Source organism: Cytobacillus firmus NBRC 15306, from assembly GCF_001591465.1.
GTDB classification, from domain to species: Bacteria; Bacillota; Bacilli; order Bacillales; family Cytobacillaceae; genus Cytobacillus; species Cytobacillus firmus.
This window is the reverse complement of the sequence record NZ_BCUY01000010.1, coordinates 62,526-84,983: the sequence shown is the minus strand read 5'-3', so window position 1 is coordinate 84,983 and position 22,458 is coordinate 62,526. Positions and strand designations below refer to the sequence as shown.

Below are 22,458 nucleotides of genomic sequence, written 5' to 3'. Positions count from 1 at the left end.
AAAAAGCTGGTGGCAGCTTCCTCTATCTGAGCAAGGTTTTTATCAGCAATTTCATCTGTCACTCTTCCATATGGTAATGCATAGCCTTCCCCGGTATAATCCTGAACGCTAATCTTAGTTTCTTCAGAAGGGGCAGCCTGTGTTTCTTTTGTTTTTTCACTTTCGTCAGAACACCCTCCAAGTAACAATGAAATTCCAACACTACAGAGTAAGGTTTTTGTTTTTTTATTCATTAGTTACATGTCCTCCTAAAAGACCGTTAAAAATATATCCCTTATTCTAGCGGATAGAGTTATATTTTTACAGTTTAAGTGTGAAAAATTACACTTTTTAGATAAAAATAAGAAAAAAGTCGGGGGAGGGGTTTGGAAAGACAGTTTAGAATTTTATAAAAACTGTTGTAATCGTTTTCAACATGTTGTATAGTCAAATTAAAGAAAAACCGAAACGTTTTGGGAGTTGTCTGAGTGACTACAATTAAAGATATTGCAAAAAAAGCCGGAGTATCTGTTACGACCGTTTCAAGAGCGTTAAATGGATACTCGGATGTTAGTGAAATTACCCGAAAAAAGATTGCTCAGGTAGCAAAGGAATTGAATTACAGCCCTAATTCACTTGCCAGAAGTTTAGTAATGAAAAGATCACAGACTATTGGGCTGCTGGTGTCAGGTTTTACAAAGGAAAGCGTGAAGGATAATTTTATGGTTGAGGTTCTTGCGGGTGTTAATGAGTATGTATCCGGATCAAGCTATGACCTTATCTTATTCAATACCAATTCCTCGAAACAGCGGGAAAAGACGTATACTCAGCTTTGCCGCGAGAGAAGAGTGGATGGTGTTATTATTCAGGGAATCCGCACTGATGATCCATATTTAAAGGAAGTGGTAGAGAGTGATATTCCTTGTTTATTGATTGATATTCCGCTTGAATCAGATCATGTCAGCCATGTCACTACAGATAATGTGCTGGGGGCTGAGAAAGCGGTGAAGCATCTTATTCATCTCGGCCATGAAAAAATTGGCATGATTAATGGACATGAATTTGCTTTTGTCAGCCGTGAAAGATTGCAGGGATATCAAAAGGCTCTCGATAAAGCAGGCCTTGCCTTCCATCCGGAATACATTGCCGATGGTGAATTTACAGAAGAAAAAGGGAAGGAAGCAGCTTTTCAATTGCTGCGCAATCATCCTGAAATCACGGCGTTATTTTGTGCAAGTGACTTAATGGCAATTGGAGCCATGTCCGCTGCGAAAGAGCTTAATCGGCAGGTTCCTGTGGATCTTTCCATTATAGGGTACGATGATATTTTGCTGGCCTCATATGTTAGTCCGAAGCTGACAACGATTGCACAGAATAAGTTTGGTCTGGGATATGAGGCAGCGAGATTGCTGATTGGACTGCTTCAACACGAGACAGAAACACACCGTCTTGTTATGAAAACAGAGCTAATGGAACGAGAGAGTACAGCAGAAGTGAAAAAATAAATGTTGGCGGACCCGGGCTGAATAGACAGCAAGGATTGCCAGCTTTTACTTTAAAGTAAATCCGAAACGTTTTGGGTATATTTTTTTATAAAAAAACCGAAACGTTTCGGAGAACAAACAGCTATGAAAATTGGAAGTGCAGGAGGAGCAAAATGAATTACAGAGTGATAAAAGAGAACAATCTTTTTCTATTAACAGATGAACAGGGGGATATCACTGCCAATCACAGCTACGGCTTAGGCTTATACAAGAACGATACTCGTTTCCTCAGTAAATTTAATGTCCGGATCAACACTGAAAAACCGATTCTTCTCCATTCGGATGGATCTGAAAACTATATGTCTGCCATCCTATCAACCAATCCCCACCAGGAAAAGGATGGAGAATTGATTCTTTGGAGGGAATCCATTGAGATTGAGAGAAAGCGATTTATCTATGATGACGTGTTATATGAAACGGTTACAGCGAAGAACTACTTTCCAAAACCGGTGACGTTTGATTTAAACATAGAAGCCGATGTGGATTTTAACGATATGTTTATCGTCCGCGGTTTTCAGACAGGTGATGTAGGAAAAAGAACAGGCCAGACAGCAGATCAAAATTCTCTGACATTCCAATATGACGGGGCAGATGATATTAAGAGAGCGACCCGTATCCAATGGGATGCTCCTCTTATACCTAAAGAAGTAAAAGAAGACGGCGAAATTACTTTTACTCTTACCCTTCAGCACCAGGAGTTACAATCGATTACCTTTATGGTTATCCCGCTTGAAAATAGAGAAACGAGAACAGATCTTTTACCTGTAAATGAAGCTCTTGAAGAGCTCAAATCATCATATAAGAGCTGGTCTGCAGGGCTTGCAACCGTTGAAACAGATTTCGAGCCGCTTCAAAGGCTTGTTGATAGAGGTTTATCCGATTTGCGGGTGCTATTGACAGACATGGGCTACGGAAGTTTCCCGGTAGCAGGACTGCCATGGTTTGGCGTTCCGTTTGGCAGGGACAGTCTGATTGCGGCACTTCAGATGATTGCGTTCCAGCCCGAAGTGGCAAAAGGAACATTGTTTACGATGGCAAGTCAGCAAGGTACTAAAGTCGACCCCTGGAGAGATGAACAGCCGGGGAAAATTATGCATGAAATCCGTTACGGGGAGCTTGCGAATACGAACCAGATTCCATTCACTCCTTACTATGGAACGATTGATGCGACACCGTTATTCCTTGTTCTATTAACAGAGTATGTGAAATGGACCGGAGATTTGGAGACATTCCGGCAGCTCGAAGAAAACGTGAAGCGTGCGTTAGAGTGGATTGATCAATATGGAGATCGGGATGGCGATTTGTTTGTGGAATACCATCAGGAATCATCAAAGGGAATCGCGAATCAAGGCTGGAAAGATTCCGGGGATTCCATTGTTCATCGAAATGGTGATTATGCTGAAACACCTATAGCACTTTCCGAGGTACAGGGATATGTCTATCAGGCAAAGCAGGGAATTGCCTCCATTTATGACAAGCTTGGAAACAAAGAGGCTGCTTCAAAGCTGAAAGCTGAGGCTGAGAAACTTCAAGAAGCATTTGAAAACGAGTTCTGGATGGCGGATCAGGAATTTTATGCGATCGCTCTTGATGGCAGGAAAAAACAGGTCGGAACCATTACCTCCAACCCGGGACATGTCCTGTATTCTGAAATGCTCGCAGGAAATCGTGCAGAAAAGGTAAGCAGCATGCTGACGGGTGAGAAAATGTTCTCAGGATTTGGTATTCGCACAATGGGTGAAGGGGAAGCAGGATATAATCCAATGAGCTACCATGATGGCAGTATCTGGCCACATGACAACAGCATGATTTTACTGGGTATGAGCAAGCTTGGTTTTTCGGCAGATGCCAAAAAGGTTATAACAGGCCTAATACAGGCTTCCCAGTATTTTGAGTACGATCGTCTCCCTGAACTGTTCTGCGGCTATGGTGCGGAAATTGGAAAAGCAGTTAAATATCCGGTTGCGTGTTCTCCGCAGGCATGGGCAGCAGGTACGCCGCTTGTATTTGTCCAATCACTGCTGGGCCTCTTCCCGGACAGTTTGAAAAAGGAAATTCAGCTGAGCCCGATGCTGCTTGATGAAATGAATACATTGACGGTCACTAACATCAAAATTGGTGAAGGAACCCTTTCCGTTTCTGTCAGCAGACAAGGGGAGGAAATACAGACAGCTATTTTAGAAAATACAACAGGCTTTGAAATCGTCAAACATATGAAGGTAACTCAATAATTTTTTAACATAAAAAAATCAATGGAAATGAGAGGGGTTACGAAGGATGAAGAAAAAATGGTTGGCTGGTTTAGGTATGACGACAATGTTAATGGGGTCCCTTCTTGCTGGATGCAGCGGCTCAGATGAAACGAACTCGGAAGGCTCTGGGGGATCTGGAGGAGAGAAGGTTGAAGTAACGCTAGCGGGATGGGGCGGCAACCCATCTGAGCAAAAACTGCTGAAACAGACCATTGCCGACTTCGAAGAGAAATTTCCAAACATTGATGTTAAGCATGAAGTGATTTCAGAGCAGTATATGGATGTCCTGAAAACACGTTTGATTGGCGGAGAAGGTCCGGATGTGTTCTATTTGGATGCACTTGAAGCGCCGGCATTGATTGAAACGGGTGTCGTCGAGCCTTTAGACGAGTATGTCACTGAGGACTTTGATACTGAAGATTTTGAGAAGCCGATGCTTGAAGCATTTCAGGTGGATGGGAAGACATACGGTTTTCCAAAAGATTACTCTACTCTGGCTCTTTTTTATAATAAAAAAATGTTTGAAGAAACAGGTGTAGAAGTCCCAAAAACATGGGATGAGCTGCGAGAAGTGTCCAAAGCCCTTACAAAGGATGGCGTATACGGATTTGGTGTCGCGCCTGAACTTGCCCGGTTATATCATATTGCCCAGGCTTCAGGCGGCGAGGTGGTGAAGGACGATAAAGCGAATTTCGCTTCTTCGGAGGTAGTGGAAGCACTAAAGCCAATTGTTGATCAGCACCTTGAAGACAAAACCTCAGCCCAGGCATCAGAAGTTGGGGCAAACTGGGGCGGAGAAATGTTCGGCCAGCAGAAAGCAGCAATGGTCATTGAAGGTAACTGGGCGATTCCATTCTTAGAGGATACTTTCCCTGATGTGGAGTACGGAACAGCTGAACTTCCTGCCATTAATGGTGAAAAGGGAACCATGGCGTATACGGTTGGTTATGTTATGAATGCAGCATCTGAGAAGAAAGAAGCTTCCTGGAAGCTGATTTCCTACTTGACTGGCAAAGAAGGAATGGAAACATGGACTTCTAAAGGTTTCGCCCTTCCTACACGCAAATCGGTTGCAGAAAAATTAGGCTATGATGAAGATCCATTAAGAGGTGCACTTGTAGCCGGAGCCCCTTATGCCACGGTATGGCAGGAAGGTGCGAACCTTCCGATTATCATGAATAACTTTAATAACCAATTCATTGCTGCATTCCTTGGGGATCGTCCGCTATCTGACGCATTGAAGGACGCACAGGAGCAAGCAAATAGCGAAATTCAATAAGGCAGATGTACAAATGAACCGTACCTGGCACACTTATGGTGTCAGGTACATTCATAATGTGATGCTGCAGTTTTTCTTTTGAGGTCTGAGGCGTACCGGCCTTGAAGGAAAGTATTATCCAAACAGATAGAAGGTAGGAATACTCATGAACAAACGATCTTCTAAGAAAAAATTAAGAGATGCCGGGCAAGGGTATTTGTTTATGTCTCCAACACTATTTGTGTTAGCCCTCTTTATCATTGGGCCTATTCTTTATGCTATTTTCCTATCATTTAACAAAGTTCAGCTTCTTGGAGGAACGAGTTTTGAATTTGTAGCGTTTGAAAACTTTTCCAGGATCATGGAAGACAATAGGGCCCTTATCGCCTTGAAAAATACTGCGAAATATGTGCTGATTGTGGTGCCATGCCAGACAGCTTTAGCTCTGATATTGGCGGCAACGCTGAATGCCGGCTTAAAAGGAGAGAAGTTCTTTCGCATTGTTTACTTTTTGCCGACGTTAACTTCTTCTGCTGTTTTAACGTTAATTTTCATGTGGATGTATAACAAAGAAGGGCTGATCAACAACCTTCTGGAAATGATCGGACTTCCCGGGTATAACTTTCTAGGCGATCCTGATATCGCATTAAATGCAATCATGCTGATGAATATTTGGGCGACGGCACCATTCTTTATGGTGATTTATCTCGCAGCTCTTCAGGATATTCCCGATTCCTTATATGAAGCAGCAGAGCTTGATGGGGCCAATGCTCTTCAGAAGTTCTTTTATGTAACGGTTCCGTTCCTGCGTCCGGTTACCTCGTTTGTTGTCATCATGGGGCTAATTGGAACATTCCAGCTGTTTGATCAATCGTATATCTTCTCCGGCGGATCCGGGGGACCAAACAATTCAACCCTGACAGTCGTTCTATTAATCTATCAGTATGCATTCAAGTCGCTCGGAACGATGGGATATGCGGCTGCACTGGCTTTTGCACTCGCCATCATTATCCTGGCAGCCACGCTGATCCAGCGTAAATTTTCGAAAGAAGAATCACTTTATTAAGGGGGAACGGACATGAATTCCAGGAAAAAATCATTCAGCAAGCGTCTTCTTTACGTCATTCTTGTTCTTTACGCTGTCACCACACTTGTTCCGTTCTTATGGGCCCTGTCATCCTCTTTTAAGACATTAGAAGAAATTATTAGCGGGACCATGAACTTTATTCCGAAGAACTTCACTCTGGCAAACTATCAGCAAATATTTGTGGAACAGGATCTATTTCCCAGATGGCTATTAAATTCCCTTATCATCGCGGTAATCGGGACGCTGTTAAATATCATTTTTAACTCAATGGCAGGCTATGCACTTGCAAGACTTGCGTTTCCCGGTAAAAAGGCCCTGTTTATCATTATTCTGGCCGTGTTAATGATACCGGCGCAAGTGACCATGATTCCAAACTATTTAATCCTGAAAGAATTGGGCTGGCTGAATTCTTACCAGGGAATGATCGTACCGGCGATGGTTAATGCGACCTTTATCTTCATGATGAGGCAATTCTTTATCAATTTTCCGAAAGAATTGGAGGAAGCTGCACAGCTTGATGGGCTCAGCCGCTTGGGGATCTTTTTCAAGGTAGTGCTGCCTCTTGCCAAACCGGCTCTGGCTGCCCAGGCAATCTTTGTCTTTATGGGCTTCTGGAATGACTTCATGAGGCCGCTGATCGTCATGACAGATACAGAAATGTACACTCTTCCATTAGGGCTGAATACGTTTAAAGGACAGTATGTCAGCTACTGGAACTACATCATGGCAGCTTCCATGGTCTTTACACTTCCGGTCCTGCTGCTTTATGCATTCTTTAATCGCTATTTTATCAAAGGAATTTCGTTTACGGGCGGGAAGTGATAATGTTTGATAAATAGCTGGGGAGAGCACGTCGATTCAGAATTAGAATTTGAGAAAAATTTTCAAGGGGGAAAAGTGATGAGAAAATCTGGCCTGTTTCCGGAAAAAGCCACGGGGTCATTCTTTGGGTAATTGGAACAGAACGCTATTATTGGGCAGGATTTGATGGTGACAATCAGGTTTCATTAATTGAAAATAACTTTGGATTTAAGCGTTTAAAGACAGTTTCATATGAATGGAATCATGAAGCTATATACAACGTTAAGGCCATCAGCAAAGGAACTGCTGTTCAGGTAGCTATCAATGGAGAACGGGTTCTGGATTTTGTTGGTTTGGGAAATGAATATGGAATGGTTGGATTAGGCCTGCTGGAAAAAGGGGAAACAATAGTTCGAAGTTTCCATGTGAAAGAAACCAATTAATAGTTTAATAAAGAAGAATCCTTTCGAAGGAGAATTTTTCGTGAGAGAAAAAACAAATTACCATTCGGGATGTTGCAAAGGAGGCAGGCGTATCCGTAGCGACAGTGTCCAGGTATTTAAACAATAAAGGATATATCAGCCAAAAATCGGAGCTTAAGATTCGCGATGTGATGGAGCGCCTGAATTATCATCCAAATGAAATCGCGAGAGGTTTAGCGAAAAAGAAAACCCGGACGATTGCCTTGATTATCCCTGATATTACAAACCCATTTTTCCAGAGCTTGTCGTGGCAATTGAAGAAGTTGCGAAATCGAAAGGTACAGCATCATCCTGGTCAACACCAAAGACGGGGATATGGAAGATAATCACTTTTGGACCCACTATTAAACGCTATGAACTAGCCATTATTGGCAGGTTCATAGCGATTTTTTTGTTTAGCATCCAGACTGAAATTTAAATAATGATGCTAATTTGCAACTGCCTAGCTGACTAATCAGTTAGGTTTTTTATTGAAAAAGAAAAAATACCTAGAAAATCCCATTTTATTGCCGATAATTAAATTGGATATATGCAAAGTATGAAGAAGAGGAGCCAGCATGATGAACAAACTTAGAAACATTAAGATCGGATGGAAATACGGGGGCACCCTGCTGATCGTATTTATCCTTTTCGGCATTGCAACAGCTGTTGTATCAGGATTGGTCAAGGATATAGGCGATAATGTAAGTGCGCTGGATCGGCGTGGAGAACGGGCGGTGCATATTACGGAAATGGGCTCGCTTACCCGTGCGAAAGCGATGAGAGTGTTTGAGTACTTATACAAGCCTGAAACAAAGTATATTGATGAATTCCAGGATCGGCGGGAACAGTTTAATGAGCTGGAAGCAAAAATAAGAGAGAAGATGGATACGGAAGAGAAGCTGGCGATTTTTGATCAAATTGTCGCTCAGGATCAACAGATAAACGATCTTTTTTATAGAAAACTCGTACCTGCAATGGACAAGGGCGACATAGAAGCAAGTGAGCAATTTGCAGGTGAGGCCAGTGATATCCAGCTTAAAACCGTCCAATTATTAGACGAACTGCAGGTAATTGTGAATGAAGAGCGGGCGCAGGCGGTTAAAGCTGCAAAGGAAAGCCAAATTAAAACCTTTAATACGCTTATCATTTCTATGCTGGCCGCAGTTATCCTCGGGGCGCTAATCACATTCTCCATCAGCCGGATGGTATCGCGTAATCTGAATGAAGTTGTGGGTATAACCAATCGCATCGCCAAAGGAGAACTGGATGTTCCGGAAATCCAATACAGGGGAAAAGATGAGATTGGCCGTCTGGCAGAGGCTGTAAATACTATGAGCCATAATCTGAGAACGACAATCCAGCAGGTCTACGAAGTATCACAGACGGTCAGCAGCCAAAGCGAAGAGCTGTCACAGTCAGCAGAGGAAGTAAAGGCAGGGTCCCAGCAGGTTGCTTCTACTATGCAGGAGCTCGCATCGGGATCTGAAGCACAGGCGACACATGCTTCTAATCTCTCTGCTTTTATGGAGACATTCACCGAAAATATGCAGGAAGCCAGTTCAAGTGGAGAAGCTGTGTTTGAATCTTCCAGGAAGGTCATAGATATGACCGCAAAAGGCAGCAGGTTAATGGAGGCTTCGATTCAGCAGATGGGCATTATTGATCAGATTGTCCAGGATGGTGTGGGAAAGATGAAAAGCCTGGATGCCCAATCACAGGAAATTTCGAAGCTCGTATCCGTCATTAAGGACATAGCAGATCAGACCAATTTATTGGCACTTAATGCGGCAATTGAAGCAGCACGTGCGGGTGAACAGGGTCGCGGGTTTGCTGTTGTGGCTGATGAAGTGAGGAAGCTGGCGGAAGAGGTTACTATTTCAGTAACAGATATTACGGGCATCGTTTCCAGTATCCAGACTGAATCAGCCAATGTCGCAGAATCCTTGCAGGGCGGCTATCAGGAGGTTGAAAAAGGCACAAGCCAAATTAAAACAACGGGAGAGACATTTACAGAAATCAGCACTGCTATTAAAGAAATGGCGGACAGCATTCAATCCATCACAGAAAAAATGGAAACCATGGCGGGTAAAAGTCAGCAAATGGGGGCATCCATTGAGGAAATTGCTTCTGTTTCTGAAGAAGCAGCTGCAGGAATTGAACAAACATCCGCTTCATCCCAGCAGACAAGCAGCAGCATGGAGGAAGTATCGCGGAGTTCTGAGGAGCTTTCGCAAATGGCAGAAGAGCTTAATAAGCTTGTTGGCCGATTCAAACTATAAGAGGAAACCGCCGGTGTTTTTGCACCAGCGGTTTTTTCATTATAAAAAACAGGAGCCCTAATAAAATCTCTTAAATCCATCGAAGTGTTTCTTATAATAAGAATTTTCGAGGCTCGTAATCTCCACGCCATTGGAGCTGGCATGAATAAACTGGTTATTCCCCAGGTAAAAGCCCATATGAGAAATGCCCTGTCTGTATGTATTCTCGAAAAATACTAAATCACCTGGCTGTGGCTGGCTAATATAATACGAGCGGCTATAGTAGCCGTCTGTTGAATACCTTCCAAGCTTTGAGCCGCTTTTATTTAATACATAATAAATAAACCCGCTGCAGTCAAATCCATCAGGAGCAGTGCCTGCCCACTTGTACGGAACGCCGATATATTTCTGGGCTTCAGCCAAAACAGCAGATGCAGAACTGCTTTCTTCTTTCACTTCTTCAGCCGGTTTTTCTGTTGCCGGCTTTTGGCCTGCTGCGCTTAATATGAGCTTTTGTCCTATAAAAATCAAGTCTGAGCTGAGTTTGTTCCAATCTTTTATCTGCTGAACTGTTATGTTATTTCTGCTGGCAATCAGGCTTAGTGTATCACCTTTAACCACTGTATAATTGCCGGAACTTCCAGAAGGAGCAGCGGCTGGCGGAGGTGCCGGGGCAGCAGAAGGCTTTTTAGCATTATTGCCTGAAGCCGTTTTTGATACCTTTAATACTTGTCCAGGATGAATAATATGATGAGTAAGCTGGTTCCAGCTCATTAAATCTTTTAAATTGATTTTATGATTCAGAGCAATTTTAGATAAAGAATCGCCTGATTTGACTATATATGTATTGGCTGCACTTGGAATAGCAGGAGCCGGAGCTGGCGGTCTAACAGATGGAGCACTGATTGCAGTGCCGGGCACTTGAAGTGATTGATTAATATAAAGGGAATCTGAACTTAATTTGTTAATAGATTTAAGCTCTGTCACAGTGGTTTTGTACTTTGCGGCTAACTGATATAGAGTGTCCCCCTTTTTCACCACATGTGTATCAGCCGAAGCCTTAGCGGCAAAACCTGAAGATAGCATAGCAGCGGCTGCTAGTGTGACAATCTGTTTTTTCACTTTTCCGATCCTCTCCCGTCGACATATTTTAGATAATTTTACCACAATCATTGTCCGAAAGAATTATATTTTTACATTCTTATACAATAAATTTGCAGAAATCAATGACTGTCGGCCTATGTCGAAACGAATGCTGTCACCCGCTGGAGATTGACGTCGAAAGGACGCGGAAATTTTTATGTTTAAAGAACTAATTTCCTGAAAATTCGATTTTCCTATTAGTTAGTTAACGTACAAATGTGATATAGTTAAATTAGTAACAGGTCATAATAGTTAGCTATAAAATTGCAATGGGGGTCTACACTTGTTAACAAATCATCTCGATTTTCGTCTGGAGCCGAAGGTAAGAGAGTTGTATGAGGAGCACAAAAAGCGGGCTGAAAAAATAGATTGGGGCTATCACGAATTTCTCCCATGGGATAAAGCGCAGGATTTCCGCCGTGTTCCCTGGGATGAGAGTCAGGTGACGCTTCCGGAGTCCGTCATTACGGCTGTGGAGACAGCTCTCCTGACAGAAGTGAATCTTCCATGGTTCACCTCTTATTTGGACCAGACATTTAAAGGGTCATTGAGTGTTATTAAGGAATTTGTCCATACATGGACAGCGGAAGAGGATCAGCACTCCAGCCTGCTTGAAACCTATCTGTTAATCACCCGGAATGTCCATCCGGGAAGGCTTCACCAGCTTCACAAGCAAACAGTGGAAAACGGCTGGAATCCTGATTTCCATACCCCATTTGAAACAATGGTGTATACCTCCATGCAGGAGCTGGCCACCATGGTGTTTTACTATAATGTGGCGAAGGTAGCGGGGCCTCATGATAAGGATTTATCCAGCCTGCTGAGGCGTTTGGCTAAGGATGAGACCCTGCATTATACTTTTTACAGAGACGTTATAAAACATCACCTGCAATTAGAACCTAACTATTGCTACTACCTCGCGAACGTCATCATGAACTTTAAAATGCCGGGTGCTGTCATGCCGGATTTTGAAAACCGTATGGCTATCATCGCAAAAGAGGCCAATTACGGCCCGCTTGAATACTTTGATCAAGTTCTCGATGTCATTATAGACTATTGGGAAGTTGAAAAGCTGCGGCCGATCGCACCTGAAGCAGAGAAAGCAAGACTTGATATCCTAAACTATCATGCCCGTCTCAAAAAGGTTCGGGACCGATTTTACAGCAAGAAATAATTGATAGAACCGGCGTGATGGCTGGTTCTATTTTTTGTTGGATAAGAATCCCGAATTGTGAACGCTGCAAATAGAATCTGGATTTCTGCAAATAGAATCGCAAACTTGCAAATAGAGTTTTTCATTCTGCAAATAGATTCGTAAACTTGCAAATAGAATCACAAACCTGCAAATAGCACACTCCATTTCCAGTAAAAAACTCCCCACTGCTAGTTTCGCAGCCCGCTTAACCGGGAATTTACCTCAATAAAACCATTTGGAGGTAACCATTATGCTTCAATTCATAGAATCCCGCTCTCCCTCTACCATTGCCCTCGCTTTCAATGGCAATGCAACAAAGGAAGATGCTGAAAAACTGGATCAATACGTGAGAGAGAATTTTAAATATGACCAGAAATTCAATATCCTGGCCATCATGACGGATGTAGACGGAACAACTTTTCAAGGTGCCACCGAAGGAATTGAATTTGATATACAAAGATGGAAGCAGTTTAATAAATTCGCTGTTGTCAGTGACAAAGACTGGATTGGCACTGTTTCAAAGGTCACGAACTACCTGCCTGGGATTACAGTCGAATACTTTGAAGGCCATCAGCTGGAAGAAGCCTGGTCGTGGATATTGAAATAGCCTAATAAGAGCTATTTTCGAACGCAGGATATCGGGCAGTGACAACAGGGTTCAACCTACTACGCCAATGCCCTAAAAATTTCTACCTTGACACTATTAATATTTTCTGAAATAATAATAGACAATTAAATACTGGTACCTTTAATTCAGTCCCGTGAGGCTGACAAGGACAGCGGAAGTATGATGAATAATGGGTTAGGTGTATCCTGCCCAAGGGTTCTTCATGCAGGAAAAAGGCTTCTTGTCGGAAAACGGCGAGAAGCCTTTTTCTTTTTCCATCCACTTACTATCGAAAATCCTTCGGTACCAGTTCAAAAAACGATTGGAGGAATTGGTATGAAAAAAGTAGATTTGGATTTTTCGTTAGAAGCAGTACCTCAAGGGCATCGCAATGGATTTTGGAAAATGCTTGTGGTGATGCTCGGCCTGACCTTCTTCTCAGCCAGCATGTGGTCAGGCGGAACGCTTGGAACAGGATTAACGTTCATTCAATTTATCGGGATCGTTCTGGCAGGCAACTTGATTTTAGGTGCTTACACAGGAGCACTTGCCTATATCGCGGCGAAGACAGGCCTATCAACGCACCTGCTCACCCGCTATGCCTTCGGTGAAAAAGGATCCTACCTATCATCCTTCCTGCTGGCTGCCACTCAGGTTGGCTGGTTCGGAGTTGGGGTAGCGATGTTCGCGCTGCCGGTTCAGAAAGTAACAGGAATTGATGCGTATCTTCTGATTGCGGTGGCAGGTCTCCTGATGACAGGCACAGCCTTCTTCGGTATGAAGGCACTGGCAATCTTAAGCTTCATAGCAGTACCTTTAATCACTGTTCTGGGAAGCTTCTCCGTTTTTAAAGCAACCGAAACTGCAGGCGGCCTGGAAGGGCTTATGCAATATCAGCCAACAGAGGCCATTAGTCTGGCAGCGGCTTTAACAATTTGCGTCGGCTCGTTTATCAGTGCGGGCACGCTGACTCCGGACTTCGCACGATTTTCAAATACAAAGCGTTCAGCAGTAGTATCAACCGTCATCGCCTTCTTCATCGGAAACTCGATCATGTTCCTGTTCGGTGCAATCGGTGCGATCGCAACAGGGCAATCGGATATCTCAGAAGTCATGTTTATCCAAAAATTGATTTTCCCGGCGATTCTGGTTCTTGGTTTAAACATCTGGACAACAAACGATAACGCCTTATATGCATCAGGCTTAGGGTTTGCAAGCATTTTAAAGATCCGAAAAGGTAAGGTTGTCATCTTCAATGGAATTGTCGGAACGATTGCGGCCATGTGGCTGTACAACAACTTTGTCGGCTTCCTGACGATTCTGGGATCAACACTGCCATCCATCGGAGCTATCATCCTGGCAGATTACTTTATCGTAAATCGCGGAGAGTATAAAAAGTTTGCAGATATGAAGTTTAAGGCTGTAAACTGGATCGCGATCCTTGCCTGGGCAGCCGGTGTAGCCGCTGCAAATTTTGTGCCGGGGATTCCGCCAGTCAACTCGCTGTTAGGTTCAGCAATCACATTTGTCCTGGTATCAAAATTGGCTGCTTCATTACAAGGCAGAAATACAGTTCGGGAAGGGGAACTAAGAAGTGATTATTAAAAACGCGAAACTTAGAGGCCGGGAAGGCTTATGGAATATAGCGATACAAGATGGAAAGATTCATAGCATATCACAGGAGGAAGCGGAAGGGGGCCAGGAAACCCTTGATGCTGCCGGATCCCTGGTTTCGGCACCCTTCATCGAACCCCATATTCACCTGGATACAACCCTGACAGCAGGCGAGCCGGAATGGAACCAGAGCGGAACATTATTCGAAGGCATTCAAAGATGGGCACAAAGAAAAGAAACCTTGACACATGAAGATGTAAAAACAAGGGCGAAAACGGCACTCAAATGGCAAATGGCACAGGGAATCCAGCATGTCCGTACACATGTGGATGTAACAGACCCCAGTCTGACTGCTTTAAAAGCCCTGCTGGAAGTAAAAGAAGAAATGGCTGACTATGTGGACCTCCAGCTGGTAGCTTTCCCGCAGGAGGGAATCAATTCGTATCCAAGCGGCGCTGAGCTCATGGAGGAAGCGCTGAAAATGGGCGCTGATGTGGTAGGAGGCATTCCTCATTTCGAGTTCACAAGAGAGTACGGCGTTGCTTCAATGAAAACGGCCTTTGATCTTGCTGAAAAGTATGACCGCCTGGTCGATATCCACTGCGATGAAATCGATGATGAACAGTCGCGCTTTGTGGAAGTGGTGGCAGCGGAAGCCTATGAACGCGGATTGGGCAGCCGGGTAACAGCCAGCCATACAACGGCAATGGGTTCTTATAATGATGCTTATACCTACAAGCTGTTCAGACTGTTAAAGCTATCAAACATAAACTTTGTCGCAAACCCGCTCGTAAACATCCATCTGCAGGGACGCTTTGATACGTATCCGAAGCGCAGGGGAATCACAAGAGTAAAAGAACTGCTCGAAGCAGGGCTAAATGTAAGCTTCGGTCATGACGACATCTTCGATCCATGGTATCCGCTTGGCACCGGCAATATGCTGCAGGTGCTCCATATGGGCATCCATGTGTCACAGCTGATGGGGTATGAGCAAATTGTTAACTCCTTTGACCTGATTACAAATAACAGTGCTAAAACATTAAATATTGAAGAGAAATATGGAATTGAAGAAGGAAAGCCGGCCAACCTGATTATTCTTGATGCGGAAAATGAGTATGAAGCAATCAGGAGGCAGGCGGCTGTCAGGTATTCAATAAGAAATGGAAAAATAATTGCTGAAACGAAACCCAGCCAGACATCAGTGGTGTTTGGTGAAGAAAAAATGAATGTAGATTTTCATAAATGATAGAAGAATGACTGGCTCAGGCTGACTGGGTCAGTTTTTTTGCTATCCAGAAAGGGGACGAGGGGACAGGTCCCTTGTCCCAAGGTGCTTTTGGGGACAGTTAACCTGTCCCTGTGTCCCCCGTCCCCATTCTCTGAAGGAAGCACTGCTGGCTTATGGTACTGACTTATTCTCAAATATTTCCGCTTTTTTTTCAGATTCTATTGAAAATATTCGAATAATTAAATATTATGTAAATTATATAAATAATGAAATTTCATTTCATAAAATGAAACCGTTAGGAGTGTCATAATGGTTCAAAGAGTTTTAGAGGTTGATAAGTTAAAAGTTGGCATCCGGGATGATGGCCGAAAAATATCAATTGTCAACGGGATTAGTTTTCATTTACATAAGGGTGAGACTCTTGGAATCGTAGGGGAATCGGGCTGCGGGAAAAGTATGACCTCGCTTTCTTTGATGGGCCTTTTGCCTCCCGGCGTTGAGAGGCACGATGGTGATGTCCGTTTAGGTGACCTTCGCTTTAAGGATTTTACTAAAAAGGATTGGAGAAAAATTCGCGGTAAAAAAATCTCAATGATTTTTCAGGAACCAATGAGTTCTTTAAATCCTGTCTACACTATTGGGGAACAGATTATGGAGATGATCTTAAGCCATGAGAAGGTTTCCAAGAAAGCTGCCAGGGCACGGGCATTAGAAATGCTAAAGCTAGTCGGCATTCCACGTCCGGAACAAGTGCTTGATGAGTACCCGTACCAGCTTTCAGGAGGGATGCGCCAAAGGGTCATGATTGCGATTGCTCTTTCATGCAACCCAGAGGTTTTGATTGCGGACGAGCCAACGACTGCCCTGGATGTCACGATTCAAGCGCAGATCCTGGAGCTGATGAAAGATATACAGAATAAGCTGCATATGTCGATAGTCCTGATTACACATGACTTGGGTGTGGTGGCAGAAATGTGTGATCGTGTCATTGTGATGTATGCAGGGGAAGTTGTGGAAGAATCATCAGTTGTGGAACTGTTTGATCATCCAAAGCATCCTTATACCAAAGGGTTAATTGCTTCATTGCCAGATGTGGAGGAACAGAGAGAATATTTATCTTCCATTCCAGGAGTCGTTCCGGCACCGGGAAATATGCCGTCCGGATGCAGATTTGCACCGCGTTGTTCTTTAGCGCACGACCGCTGTATAGAGACACCACCGCAATTTACAACAGAGTCAGGCTCACAAGTTAAATGCTGGCTTTTTGAAGAAAAAGAGTCGGAGGTTGCTGCTACATGACAAAAGAACAAAAAGTTCTATTAAAGGTAGAGAATTTAAAAAAGCACTTTCCGGTTAAAGGCGGTATTTTTGGAAATAAGACACTTCAGCATGTAAAAGCAGTTGATGGTGTTTCCTTCGAGGTCATGGAAGGTGAAACATTTGGGATTGTTGGTGAGTCGGGGTGCGGAAAAAGTACTACGGGCAGGACCATTTTGCGGCTGCTTGAACCAACTGAGGGGAACATCTATTTTCAGGGACGAAACCTTGCAGAGCTTAATAATAGTGGAATGAGAAAATTGAGGAAGGATATTCAAATTGTTTTTCAGGATCCTTTTGCTTCACTGAATCCGAGAATGAAGATTCAGGACATTATTGAAGAGCCGCTTATTAATTTCGGAGTGACCGATCGCAAGGAAAGAGAAAGAAGATTATTGGAGGTTGCGGACCAGGTTGGCCTTACACCTGCACAGCTTACTCGCTTCCCGCATGAATTTTCCGGCGGTCAGCGCCAGCGCATCGGAATCGCCAGAGCCCTAATTTCCAAACCGAAATTAATAATTGCAGATGAGCCAGTGTCCGCACTGGATGTATCCATTCAGTCACAAGTCCTTAATTTAATGAGAGATTTACAGAAAGAGCTGGGTCTTACATATATCTTTATCTCCCACGACTTGAGTGTTGTCAAACACTTCTGCGATCGCATTGGTGTTATGTATCTTGGGAAAATGGTTGAAATCGCAGAAAAGAGCCGTTTATATGACAAACCTATGCACCCGTATGCTGAAGCGCTTCTTTCTGCCTTGCCAAGCCCTCACCCGTTAAAAAAGAAGAAGAGGATTATATTAAAAGGAGATGTACCAAGTCCTTCGAATCCTCCAAGCGGATGTACATTCCATCCTCGCTGCGCTTCCTGTATGGATATTTGTAAAACGGATCAGCCAACCCTTCAGGTGGTTGAAGATCAGCATGCAGTATCCTGCCACTTATATACAGAAGCCGGAAAGCATTCTTTCGCAGCAGGAGAACCAGTATGAGCAAAACAATTGAAAAAGGGCTTCACTTATTAGAAGTTTTCACAGATGAAAAACCTTACTGGAGATTGGATGAAATTTCAAAGACCTTAGGAATTCCTAAAGCAACCGCCTTTCGCCTTTTAAGAAGCTTTGTCGAGTTTGGCTATTTGCAGCGTGTTACCTTTCATCAGGATGGGATTGTTATGGATGGCGAGAGATATGGGTTAGGCATCAAATTTCTGGAGATGGGTGAACGGGTTGCGGCACGATTTGAGATTCGCAGAATCGCTCTCCCTTATATGAAAAATCTGCAGAGGATGTTTAATGAAGCAGTCCAGCTAGTAATTCAGGAGCAAAATGAAGGTATTTATCTGGAGAAAGTTGAGAGTACACGCCCTGTCCGGCTATATACAAGAGTTGGCCGGCGAGCGCCTCTATATGCTGGAGCATGCACACGCGCCCTTCTTTCCTTTTTACCTGATGAACAAGTTGCAGAGGTGCTGAAAAATCCTATTATTCCCTATGCAAGCCAAACTGCTAAAACAAAAGAAGAAGTCCTTGAATTAGTAAAAGAAACAAGAAAGACCGGTTTTGCTTATAGTGATTCCGAATTGGAGGAGGGTACTGTTTCCATAGCAGTTCCGATTTTTGACCGGTACGGAAACGTTTCCTATTCGCTAAGCATTGCCGGATTTTCCACATCGTTTCCAAGAGATAAGGTTAATCGTTTCTTAGGGCCTCTTTGGGAAGCGGCGGCTGGTATTTCAAAAGAGATTGGTTATAACCTTCCATATCCTTATGGAGGAGAAAAAAATAAACAAATAAATGACAAGGGGGAAAGAGAATGAAGAAGAGATTACTATCTTTGTTTGCTGTATTTATGACCTTTACACTCATTTTGACTGCATGTTCAGGCGGAAGCGAGAAATCAAGTTCAAGTGAAAGTAAGGGCAGTGAAAAAAACCCGGTTGAAGGACGCGATAATGAACTTGTTATTGGTGTTTCAGGGGATCCGCAAAACTGGGATCCAATCGATACATTCCTGTTGGATTGGAGCACCATCGGCACTTCTGTATTTGAAGGGCTTGTAGACCGAAGCCTTGATTTGGAAATTCAGCCTGGTTTAGCTGAAAGCTGGGAATATCTTGACGATAAAACATTACAATTCAAGCTTCGGCAAGGGGTTACTTTCCATAATGGAGAGCCATTCAACGCAGAAGCAGTTAAATTCACTTTTGATCGTTTACTGGGTGACGAAGGACAAAAAGGTCCGCAATACTCCAACTATACAGCCATTGACAGTGTAGAGGTTGTTGATGAATTTACAGTTAACATGAAATTGAAAACTCAAGATCCGGTTCTTTTAACAAAGCTTGCCGGATATGGAGCTGTGATTGTGCCTCCTAAGTATATTGCTGAAAAAGGTGACGAGCATTTCAACAATAACCCTGTTGGTACCGGCCCTTTCAAAATGACAGGCTATAAGCGTGACCAGGAAGTCGTATTGGAAAAGAATGCTGAATACTGGAAGGATGGACTTCCGAAACTGGATAAGGTTGTTTTTAAAGTAATCCCTGAAGCCTCAACTAGACTTGCAGAGCTTCAAACAGGAAAAATCGACGTTATGAAACGCGTTGAGGTTGCCCAGGCAGATACAGTGAAGGAATCAGGGTTCCTTGAACTGCAGGAAGTTGGGACACCGACTGCATTTTCCCTGCGTTTTGATACGGCGAAGAAGCCGCTTGATCAGAAAGAAGTAAGACAAGCAATTAACTATGCAGTCGATAAAGAAGCGATCATTGACGAAATCCTTGGCGGCTTCGGCAAGCCAATCAGCACCTTCCAAAGTGATCTTTCTTTTGGTAACAACCCTGACTTAGAGCCATATCCATATGATCCTGAAAAGGCGAAAAAACTATTAAAAGAAGCCGGTGTAAGTGAAGGAACAGAGCTTGACTTATTCATTCCGGGTAATGACGGAAACTTTAAAGAGATTGCACAGATTGTTTCTTTCTATCTTGAAGAAGTAGGCTTAAAAGTAAACATCAACAGTGTGGATAACACAACTCTTATCTCTGACCTGATCCCGAACGGCAATGCAGGGCATATGTATCGCCAGGGGTGGGGCGGATGGACGCTTGATTTTGATAATACAGCATACTTGATGTATCACGAAGGCGAGCAATGGAATCCTTCCTTTAAAGATGAGAAGGTAGAAGAGCTTCTTGCTGCACAGCGTGCGACTGTTGATCAAGAGGAACGCGAAAAAATCTTTAAGGAGCTGACAGAAGTTCTTTATGATTTGGCTCCGGAATTGAACCTATATTCTGCAGTTGATTTATACGGAGTGAACAAGCGAGTTCAAAACTTCCAGCCGCCTCATGAGGACCGTATGCGTTTGGAAGAAGTAACAGTTAAGTAAATGAACTTTAAAAGAGATAGTATGGTCTTCATGCTATCTCTTTCTTTTAAGAATTTATGAGCGGAGCGCATCTGGCTGATGCTGGCCCTCGGGATGCAAATCATTCACTTACATTACCAGGGCTTTTCCGTATTCTGCAAATAAAAAAGTTTAAGAGTTTGAACGTTGAAAATTGAATGCTCAAGCGCCTCCCCATTGAGGTCACAAGCTTGTCTAGTTGCGGCATACAGGGACTAGGGCCATAAGCTGATTCCTTTCAGAAGAGAAGATACCTACTTACAGGAATCGCACTATGCCTGTCATCCCTGGGCAGCCGCCTCCACATTTCGGCCTTTTCGTGAGTCTCGGCTTGTGCCTGCAGGGGGTAAGCACCAAGGGAAGCTTCCTTGGATGAACACATGAATAAGCGGTTTTGCTTGTTCTGAGGGCGCTTGCGCTTTTCTTAGGGGGAACAAAAATGGCAGCTTATATTATTCGCAGATTGCTCCATACCATCTTAGTTGTATTTGCTATTTCTTTGATTATCTTCTTTTCCATTCGCCTTACTGGCGATCCGGTATCAGTCATGTTTTCAGCAGGTGAGCCGACGAAAGAAGCGATTGAAGAAGTGAGGCGCAATCTTGGGTTGGATCAACCACTTTATGTTCAATATGGAATTTTCCTGAAAGGCCTTGTTACGTTTGATCTTGGCGAGTCATTCAGAAGCGGTATGCCGGTCATGGATATGATTATGGAACGGCTTGGCGCAACAATGGCACTTGCGTTTGGCGGCATTACTGTAGCTATATTGATCGCTTTTCCGGTGGGTATTTTATCGGCTGTTAAGAGAGGGACAGGCATTGATTTCTTCGGACGTATTTTTTCATTAATCGGTATTTCATTTCCTAATTTTTGGCTGGGCATTATGCTAATCCTGATTTTTGCCGTTAATTTAAAATGGCTTCCTTCATCAGGCTTCGAAGGTTTCAAGCACCTTATTTTGCCATCGATTACACTAGGAATGATTTTATCGGGTATTTTGGCAAGGCTTGTCCGATCCTCCATGCTTGAAGTGTTGAACCAGCAGTATGTATCTACTGCAAAATCAAAAGGAATTAGTGACTGGGCAGTGATTATAAAGCATGCTTTCCGAAATGCTTTGCTGCCGACTGTTACCTTTCTTGGCCTTCAGTTTGGATCGCTTTTAGGAGGAACGGTTATAGTGGAACAAATCTTTTCATGGCCGGGAATCGGACGTTTGATTATTGATGCCATTAATCAGCGGGATTATCCAGTGATTCAGGGCGGAGTTATCTTCCTTGCCATCATTATGGTGGTAGTGAATTTAATTATCGATTTAAGTTACACCCTTATTGATCCAAGAATTAAAATCGGGGGGAGCGGAAAAGCATGACAACATTAGAACTGGAAAAATCACAGCAACAGCAGCCCGTTGCAGCCAAAAAGCCTTTTATGAAGAAGCTCTGGAAGTTCATAAGAAAGAATCCAGCCGGTGTGGCCGGAATTATCCTCGTCGTTTTAAGTGTATCCGCAGCACTATTTGCGCAATGGATTGCCCCGTTTGATCCTTCCAAAGCCAATCTGACTTCACGTCTTGTGCCGCCTTCCTGGACGGATGAAACTGGAGAATCTATATTCTTTCTCGGGGCGGACCAGGTAGGGAGGGATTTATTAAGCAGAATTATTCATGGCGCAAAGATTTCGCTAATGGTCGGTTTTTTCGGTGTGATCATCTCCATGATTATTGGTACGGTCCTTGGCCTCATTTCAGGCTTTTTTGGAAAATGGCTGGATGACTTTATCATGCGTGTAGCAGATATTCAATTGGCCTTTCCTTTTATGCTGTTTGCGATTGTCATCATGAGTGTACTCGGGACAGGGATTTGGAAAATCATTATTATTCTCGGTCTGACCTATTGGGTTGGCTTTGCCCGTCTTATTAGGGGGGAAGTAATTTCCTTAAAAGAACAGGAATATGTTCAAGCTGCGAAAGCGATTGGCGGCACGAATTTTACTATTATCAGAAAGCATATTTTACCGAATGTCATGTCGTCTATTTTGGTGCTTGGAACGATGTATATTGCTGAATTCATTCTATTAGAAGCGTCTCTGACCTTTCTTGGATTGGGCGTGGATCCAACGATTCCGTCATGGGGCGGAATGCTGGCAGACAGCCGCAACTATGTAACTTCGGCATGGTGGACAGCCACCTTCCCTGGTATTGCCATTATGCTGACCGTTCTAGGATTTAACCTCCTGGGCGATTGGCTTCGTGACCGTTTTGATCCTAATATGAAATTGTAGGTGAATAT

The 22,458-nt window shown here is 43.5% G+C and carries 19 protein-coding genes; 17 read left to right on the top strand and 2 right to left on the bottom strand.

All coding sequences use genetic code 11. The features are described 5' to 3' along the window. Positions 1-233 (bottom strand): DUF1672 family protein (locus BFI01S_RS05105; RefSeq protein ID WP_501162073.1); only part of this gene is annotated, 233 nt, incomplete at its 3' end. 234 nt (positions 234-467) lie between these two features. On the opposite strand from BFI01S_RS05105, the gene BFI01S_RS05100 reads away from it, so the two are divergent. The 7 genes from BFI01S_RS05100 (at position 468) to BFI01S_RS05070 (ending at position 9,664) form a co-directional block, all read left to right on the top strand. Beyond that, the gene (locus BFI01S_RS05100) at positions 468-1,484 is read left to right on the top strand and encodes a LacI family DNA-binding transcriptional regulator (RefSeq protein WP_061791637.1); all 1,017 of its coding nucleotides are present in this window, start codon (positions 468-470) and stop codon (positions 1,482-1,484) included. A gap of 152 nt (positions 1,485-1,636) precedes the next feature. Then, a complete protein-coding gene (locus BFI01S_RS05095) occupies positions 1,637-3,754 on the top strand; it encodes an amylo-alpha-1,6-glucosidase (RefSeq protein ID WP_061791636.1) in 2,118 nt (705 codons plus the stop codon). Between the two features lie 46 nt (positions 3,755-3,800). Next, the gene (locus tag BFI01S_RS05090; RefSeq protein ID WP_061791635.1) at positions 3,801-5,054 is read left to right on the top strand and encodes an ABC transporter substrate-binding protein; all 1,254 of its coding nucleotides are present in this window, start codon (positions 3,801-3,803) and stop codon (positions 5,052-5,054) included. 145 nt (positions 5,055-5,199) lie between these two features. Further along, a complete protein-coding gene (locus tag BFI01S_RS05085; protein WP_061791634.1) occupies positions 5,200-6,099 on the top strand; it encodes a carbohydrate ABC transporter permease in 900 nt (299 codons plus the stop codon). Positions 6,100-6,111: 12 nt separating this feature from the next. Further along, positions 6,112-6,942, top strand: a complete 831-nt coding sequence (locus BFI01S_RS05080) for a carbohydrate ABC transporter permease (RefSeq protein ID WP_061791633.1) — start codon at positions 6,112-6,114, stop codon at positions 6,940-6,942. A gap of 526 nt (positions 6,943-7,468) precedes the next feature. Next, complete coding sequence (locus BFI01S_RS05075; RefSeq protein ID WP_061791632.1) at positions 7,469-7,729, top strand: LacI family DNA-binding transcriptional regulator; 261 nt, start codon at positions 7,469-7,471, stop codon at positions 7,727-7,729. A gap of 231 nt (positions 7,730-7,960) precedes the next feature. Continuing rightward, on the top strand, positions 7,961-9,664 hold the full coding sequence (locus BFI01S_RS05070; protein ID WP_061791631.1) for a methyl-accepting chemotaxis protein: 1,704 nt from the start codon (positions 7,961-7,963) through the stop codon (positions 9,662-9,664). 57 nt (positions 9,665-9,721) lie between these two features. Here BFI01S_RS05070 and BFI01S_RS05065 read toward each other — a convergent pair whose 3' ends face one another. Next, on the bottom strand, positions 9,722-10,765 hold the full coding sequence (locus tag BFI01S_RS05065) for a C40 family peptidase (protein ID WP_061791630.1): 1,044 nt from the start codon (positions 10,763-10,765) through the stop codon (positions 9,722-9,724). Between the two features lie 304 nt (positions 10,766-11,069). On the opposite strand from BFI01S_RS05065, the gene BFI01S_RS05060 reads away from it, so the two are divergent. The 10 genes from BFI01S_RS05060 (at position 11,070) to BFI01S_RS05015 (ending at position 22,450) form a co-directional block, all read left to right on the top strand. Continuing rightward, a complete protein-coding gene (locus tag BFI01S_RS05060; protein ID WP_061791629.1) occupies positions 11,070-11,960 on the top strand; it encodes an acyl-ACP desaturase in 891 nt (296 codons plus the stop codon). A 271-nt stretch (positions 11,961-12,231) separates the two neighbouring features. After that, positions 12,232-12,588: a SpoIIAA family protein gene (locus BFI01S_RS05055; protein ID WP_061791628.1), complete on the top strand. Its 357-nt coding sequence runs from the start codon at positions 12,232-12,234 to the stop codon at positions 12,586-12,588. A 336-nt stretch (positions 12,589-12,924) separates the two neighbouring features. Then, positions 12,925-14,193 carry a cytosine permease gene (codB, locus tag BFI01S_RS05050; RefSeq protein ID WP_061791640.1) on the top strand — a complete coding sequence of 423 codons (1,269 nt, stop codon included), beginning with the start codon at positions 12,925-12,927 and terminating at the stop codon, positions 14,191-14,193. Next, a complete protein-coding gene (locus tag BFI01S_RS05045) occupies positions 14,183-15,448 on the top strand; it encodes a cytosine deaminase (protein WP_061791627.1) in 1,266 nt (421 codons plus the stop codon). The genes codB and BFI01S_RS05045 overlap by 11 nt, the downstream gene beginning before the upstream one ends. 291 nt (positions 15,449-15,739) lie before the next feature. Next, complete coding sequence (locus tag BFI01S_RS05040; RefSeq protein ID WP_061791626.1) at positions 15,740-16,729, top strand: ABC transporter ATP-binding protein; 990 nt, start codon at positions 15,740-15,742, stop codon at positions 16,727-16,729. After that, positions 16,726-17,745: an ABC transporter ATP-binding protein gene (locus BFI01S_RS05035; RefSeq protein WP_061791625.1), complete on the top strand. Its 1,020-nt coding sequence runs from the start codon at positions 16,726-16,728 to the stop codon at positions 17,743-17,745. Before BFI01S_RS05040 ends, BFI01S_RS05035 begins: the two co-directional genes overlap by 4 nt. Next, positions 17,742-18,572, top strand: coding sequence for an IclR family transcriptional regulator (locus BFI01S_RS05030; RefSeq protein ID WP_061791624.1), 831 nt, complete (start codon positions 17,742-17,744; stop codon positions 18,570-18,572). Before BFI01S_RS05035 ends, BFI01S_RS05030 begins: the two co-directional genes overlap by 4 nt. Then, positions 18,569-20,146, top strand: coding sequence for an ABC transporter substrate-binding protein (locus BFI01S_RS05025; RefSeq protein ID WP_061791623.1), 1,578 nt, complete (start codon positions 18,569-18,571; stop codon positions 20,144-20,146). Before BFI01S_RS05030 ends, BFI01S_RS05025 begins: the two co-directional genes overlap by 4 nt. A gap of 457 nt (positions 20,147-20,603) precedes the next feature. Then, positions 20,604-21,539, top strand: a complete 936-nt coding sequence (nikB, locus tag BFI01S_RS05020) for a nickel ABC transporter permease (protein WP_061791622.1) — start codon at positions 20,604-20,606, stop codon at positions 21,537-21,539. Continuing rightward, the gene (locus BFI01S_RS05015; protein ID WP_061791621.1) at positions 21,536-22,450 is read left to right on the top strand and encodes an ABC transporter permease; all 915 of its coding nucleotides are present in this window, start codon (positions 21,536-21,538) and stop codon (positions 22,448-22,450) included. The genes nikB and BFI01S_RS05015 overlap by 4 nt, the downstream gene beginning before the upstream one ends. Positions 22,451-22,458: the final 8 nt, after the last annotated feature.

Bases quoted from the DNA above. Each gene is read 5' to 3' on its own strand.
- BFI01S_RS05035 (WP_061791625.1), top strand. From the start codon at position 16,726: ATGACAAAAGAACAAAAAGTTCTATTAAAGGTAGAGAATTTAAAAAAG.
- BFI01S_RS05025 (WP_061791623.1), top strand. From the start codon at position 18,569: ATGAAGAAGAGATTACTATCTTTGTTTGCTGTATTTATGACCTTTACA.
- BFI01S_RS05055 (WP_061791628.1), top strand. From the start codon at position 12,232: ATGCTTCAATTCATAGAATCCCGCTCTCCCTCTACCATTGCCCTCGCT.
- BFI01S_RS05070 (WP_061791631.1), top strand. From the start codon at position 7,961: ATGATGAACAAACTTAGAAACATTAAGATCGGATGGAAATACGGGGGC.
- BFI01S_RS05080 (WP_061791633.1), top strand. From the start codon at position 6,112: ATGAATTCCAGGAAAAAATCATTCAGCAAGCGTCTTCTTTACGTCATT.
- BFI01S_RS05030 (WP_061791624.1), top strand. From the start codon at position 17,742: ATGAGCAAAACAATTGAAAAAGGGCTTCACTTATTAGAAGTTTTCACA.
- BFI01S_RS05015 (WP_061791621.1), top strand. From the start codon at position 21,536: ATGACAACATTAGAACTGGAAAAATCACAGCAACAGCAGCCCGTTGCA.
- codB (WP_061791640.1), top strand. From the start codon at position 12,925: ATGAAAAAAGTAGATTTGGATTTTTCGTTAGAAGCAGTACCTCAAGGG.
- BFI01S_RS05090 (WP_061791635.1), top strand. From the start codon at position 3,801: ATGAAGAAAAAATGGTTGGCTGGTTTAGGTATGACGACAATGTTAATG.
- nikB (WP_061791622.1), top strand. From the start codon at position 20,604: ATGGCAGCTTATATTATTCGCAGATTGCTCCATACCATCTTAGTTGTA.
- BFI01S_RS05040 (WP_061791626.1), top strand. From the start codon at position 15,740: ATGGTTCAAAGAGTTTTAGAGGTTGATAAGTTAAAAGTTGGCATCCGG.
- BFI01S_RS05085 (WP_061791634.1), top strand. From the start codon at position 5,200: ATGAACAAACGATCTTCTAAGAAAAAATTAAGAGATGCCGGGCAAGGG.
- BFI01S_RS05095 (WP_061791636.1), top strand. From the start codon at position 1,637: ATGAATTACAGAGTGATAAAAGAGAACAATCTTTTTCTATTAACAGAT.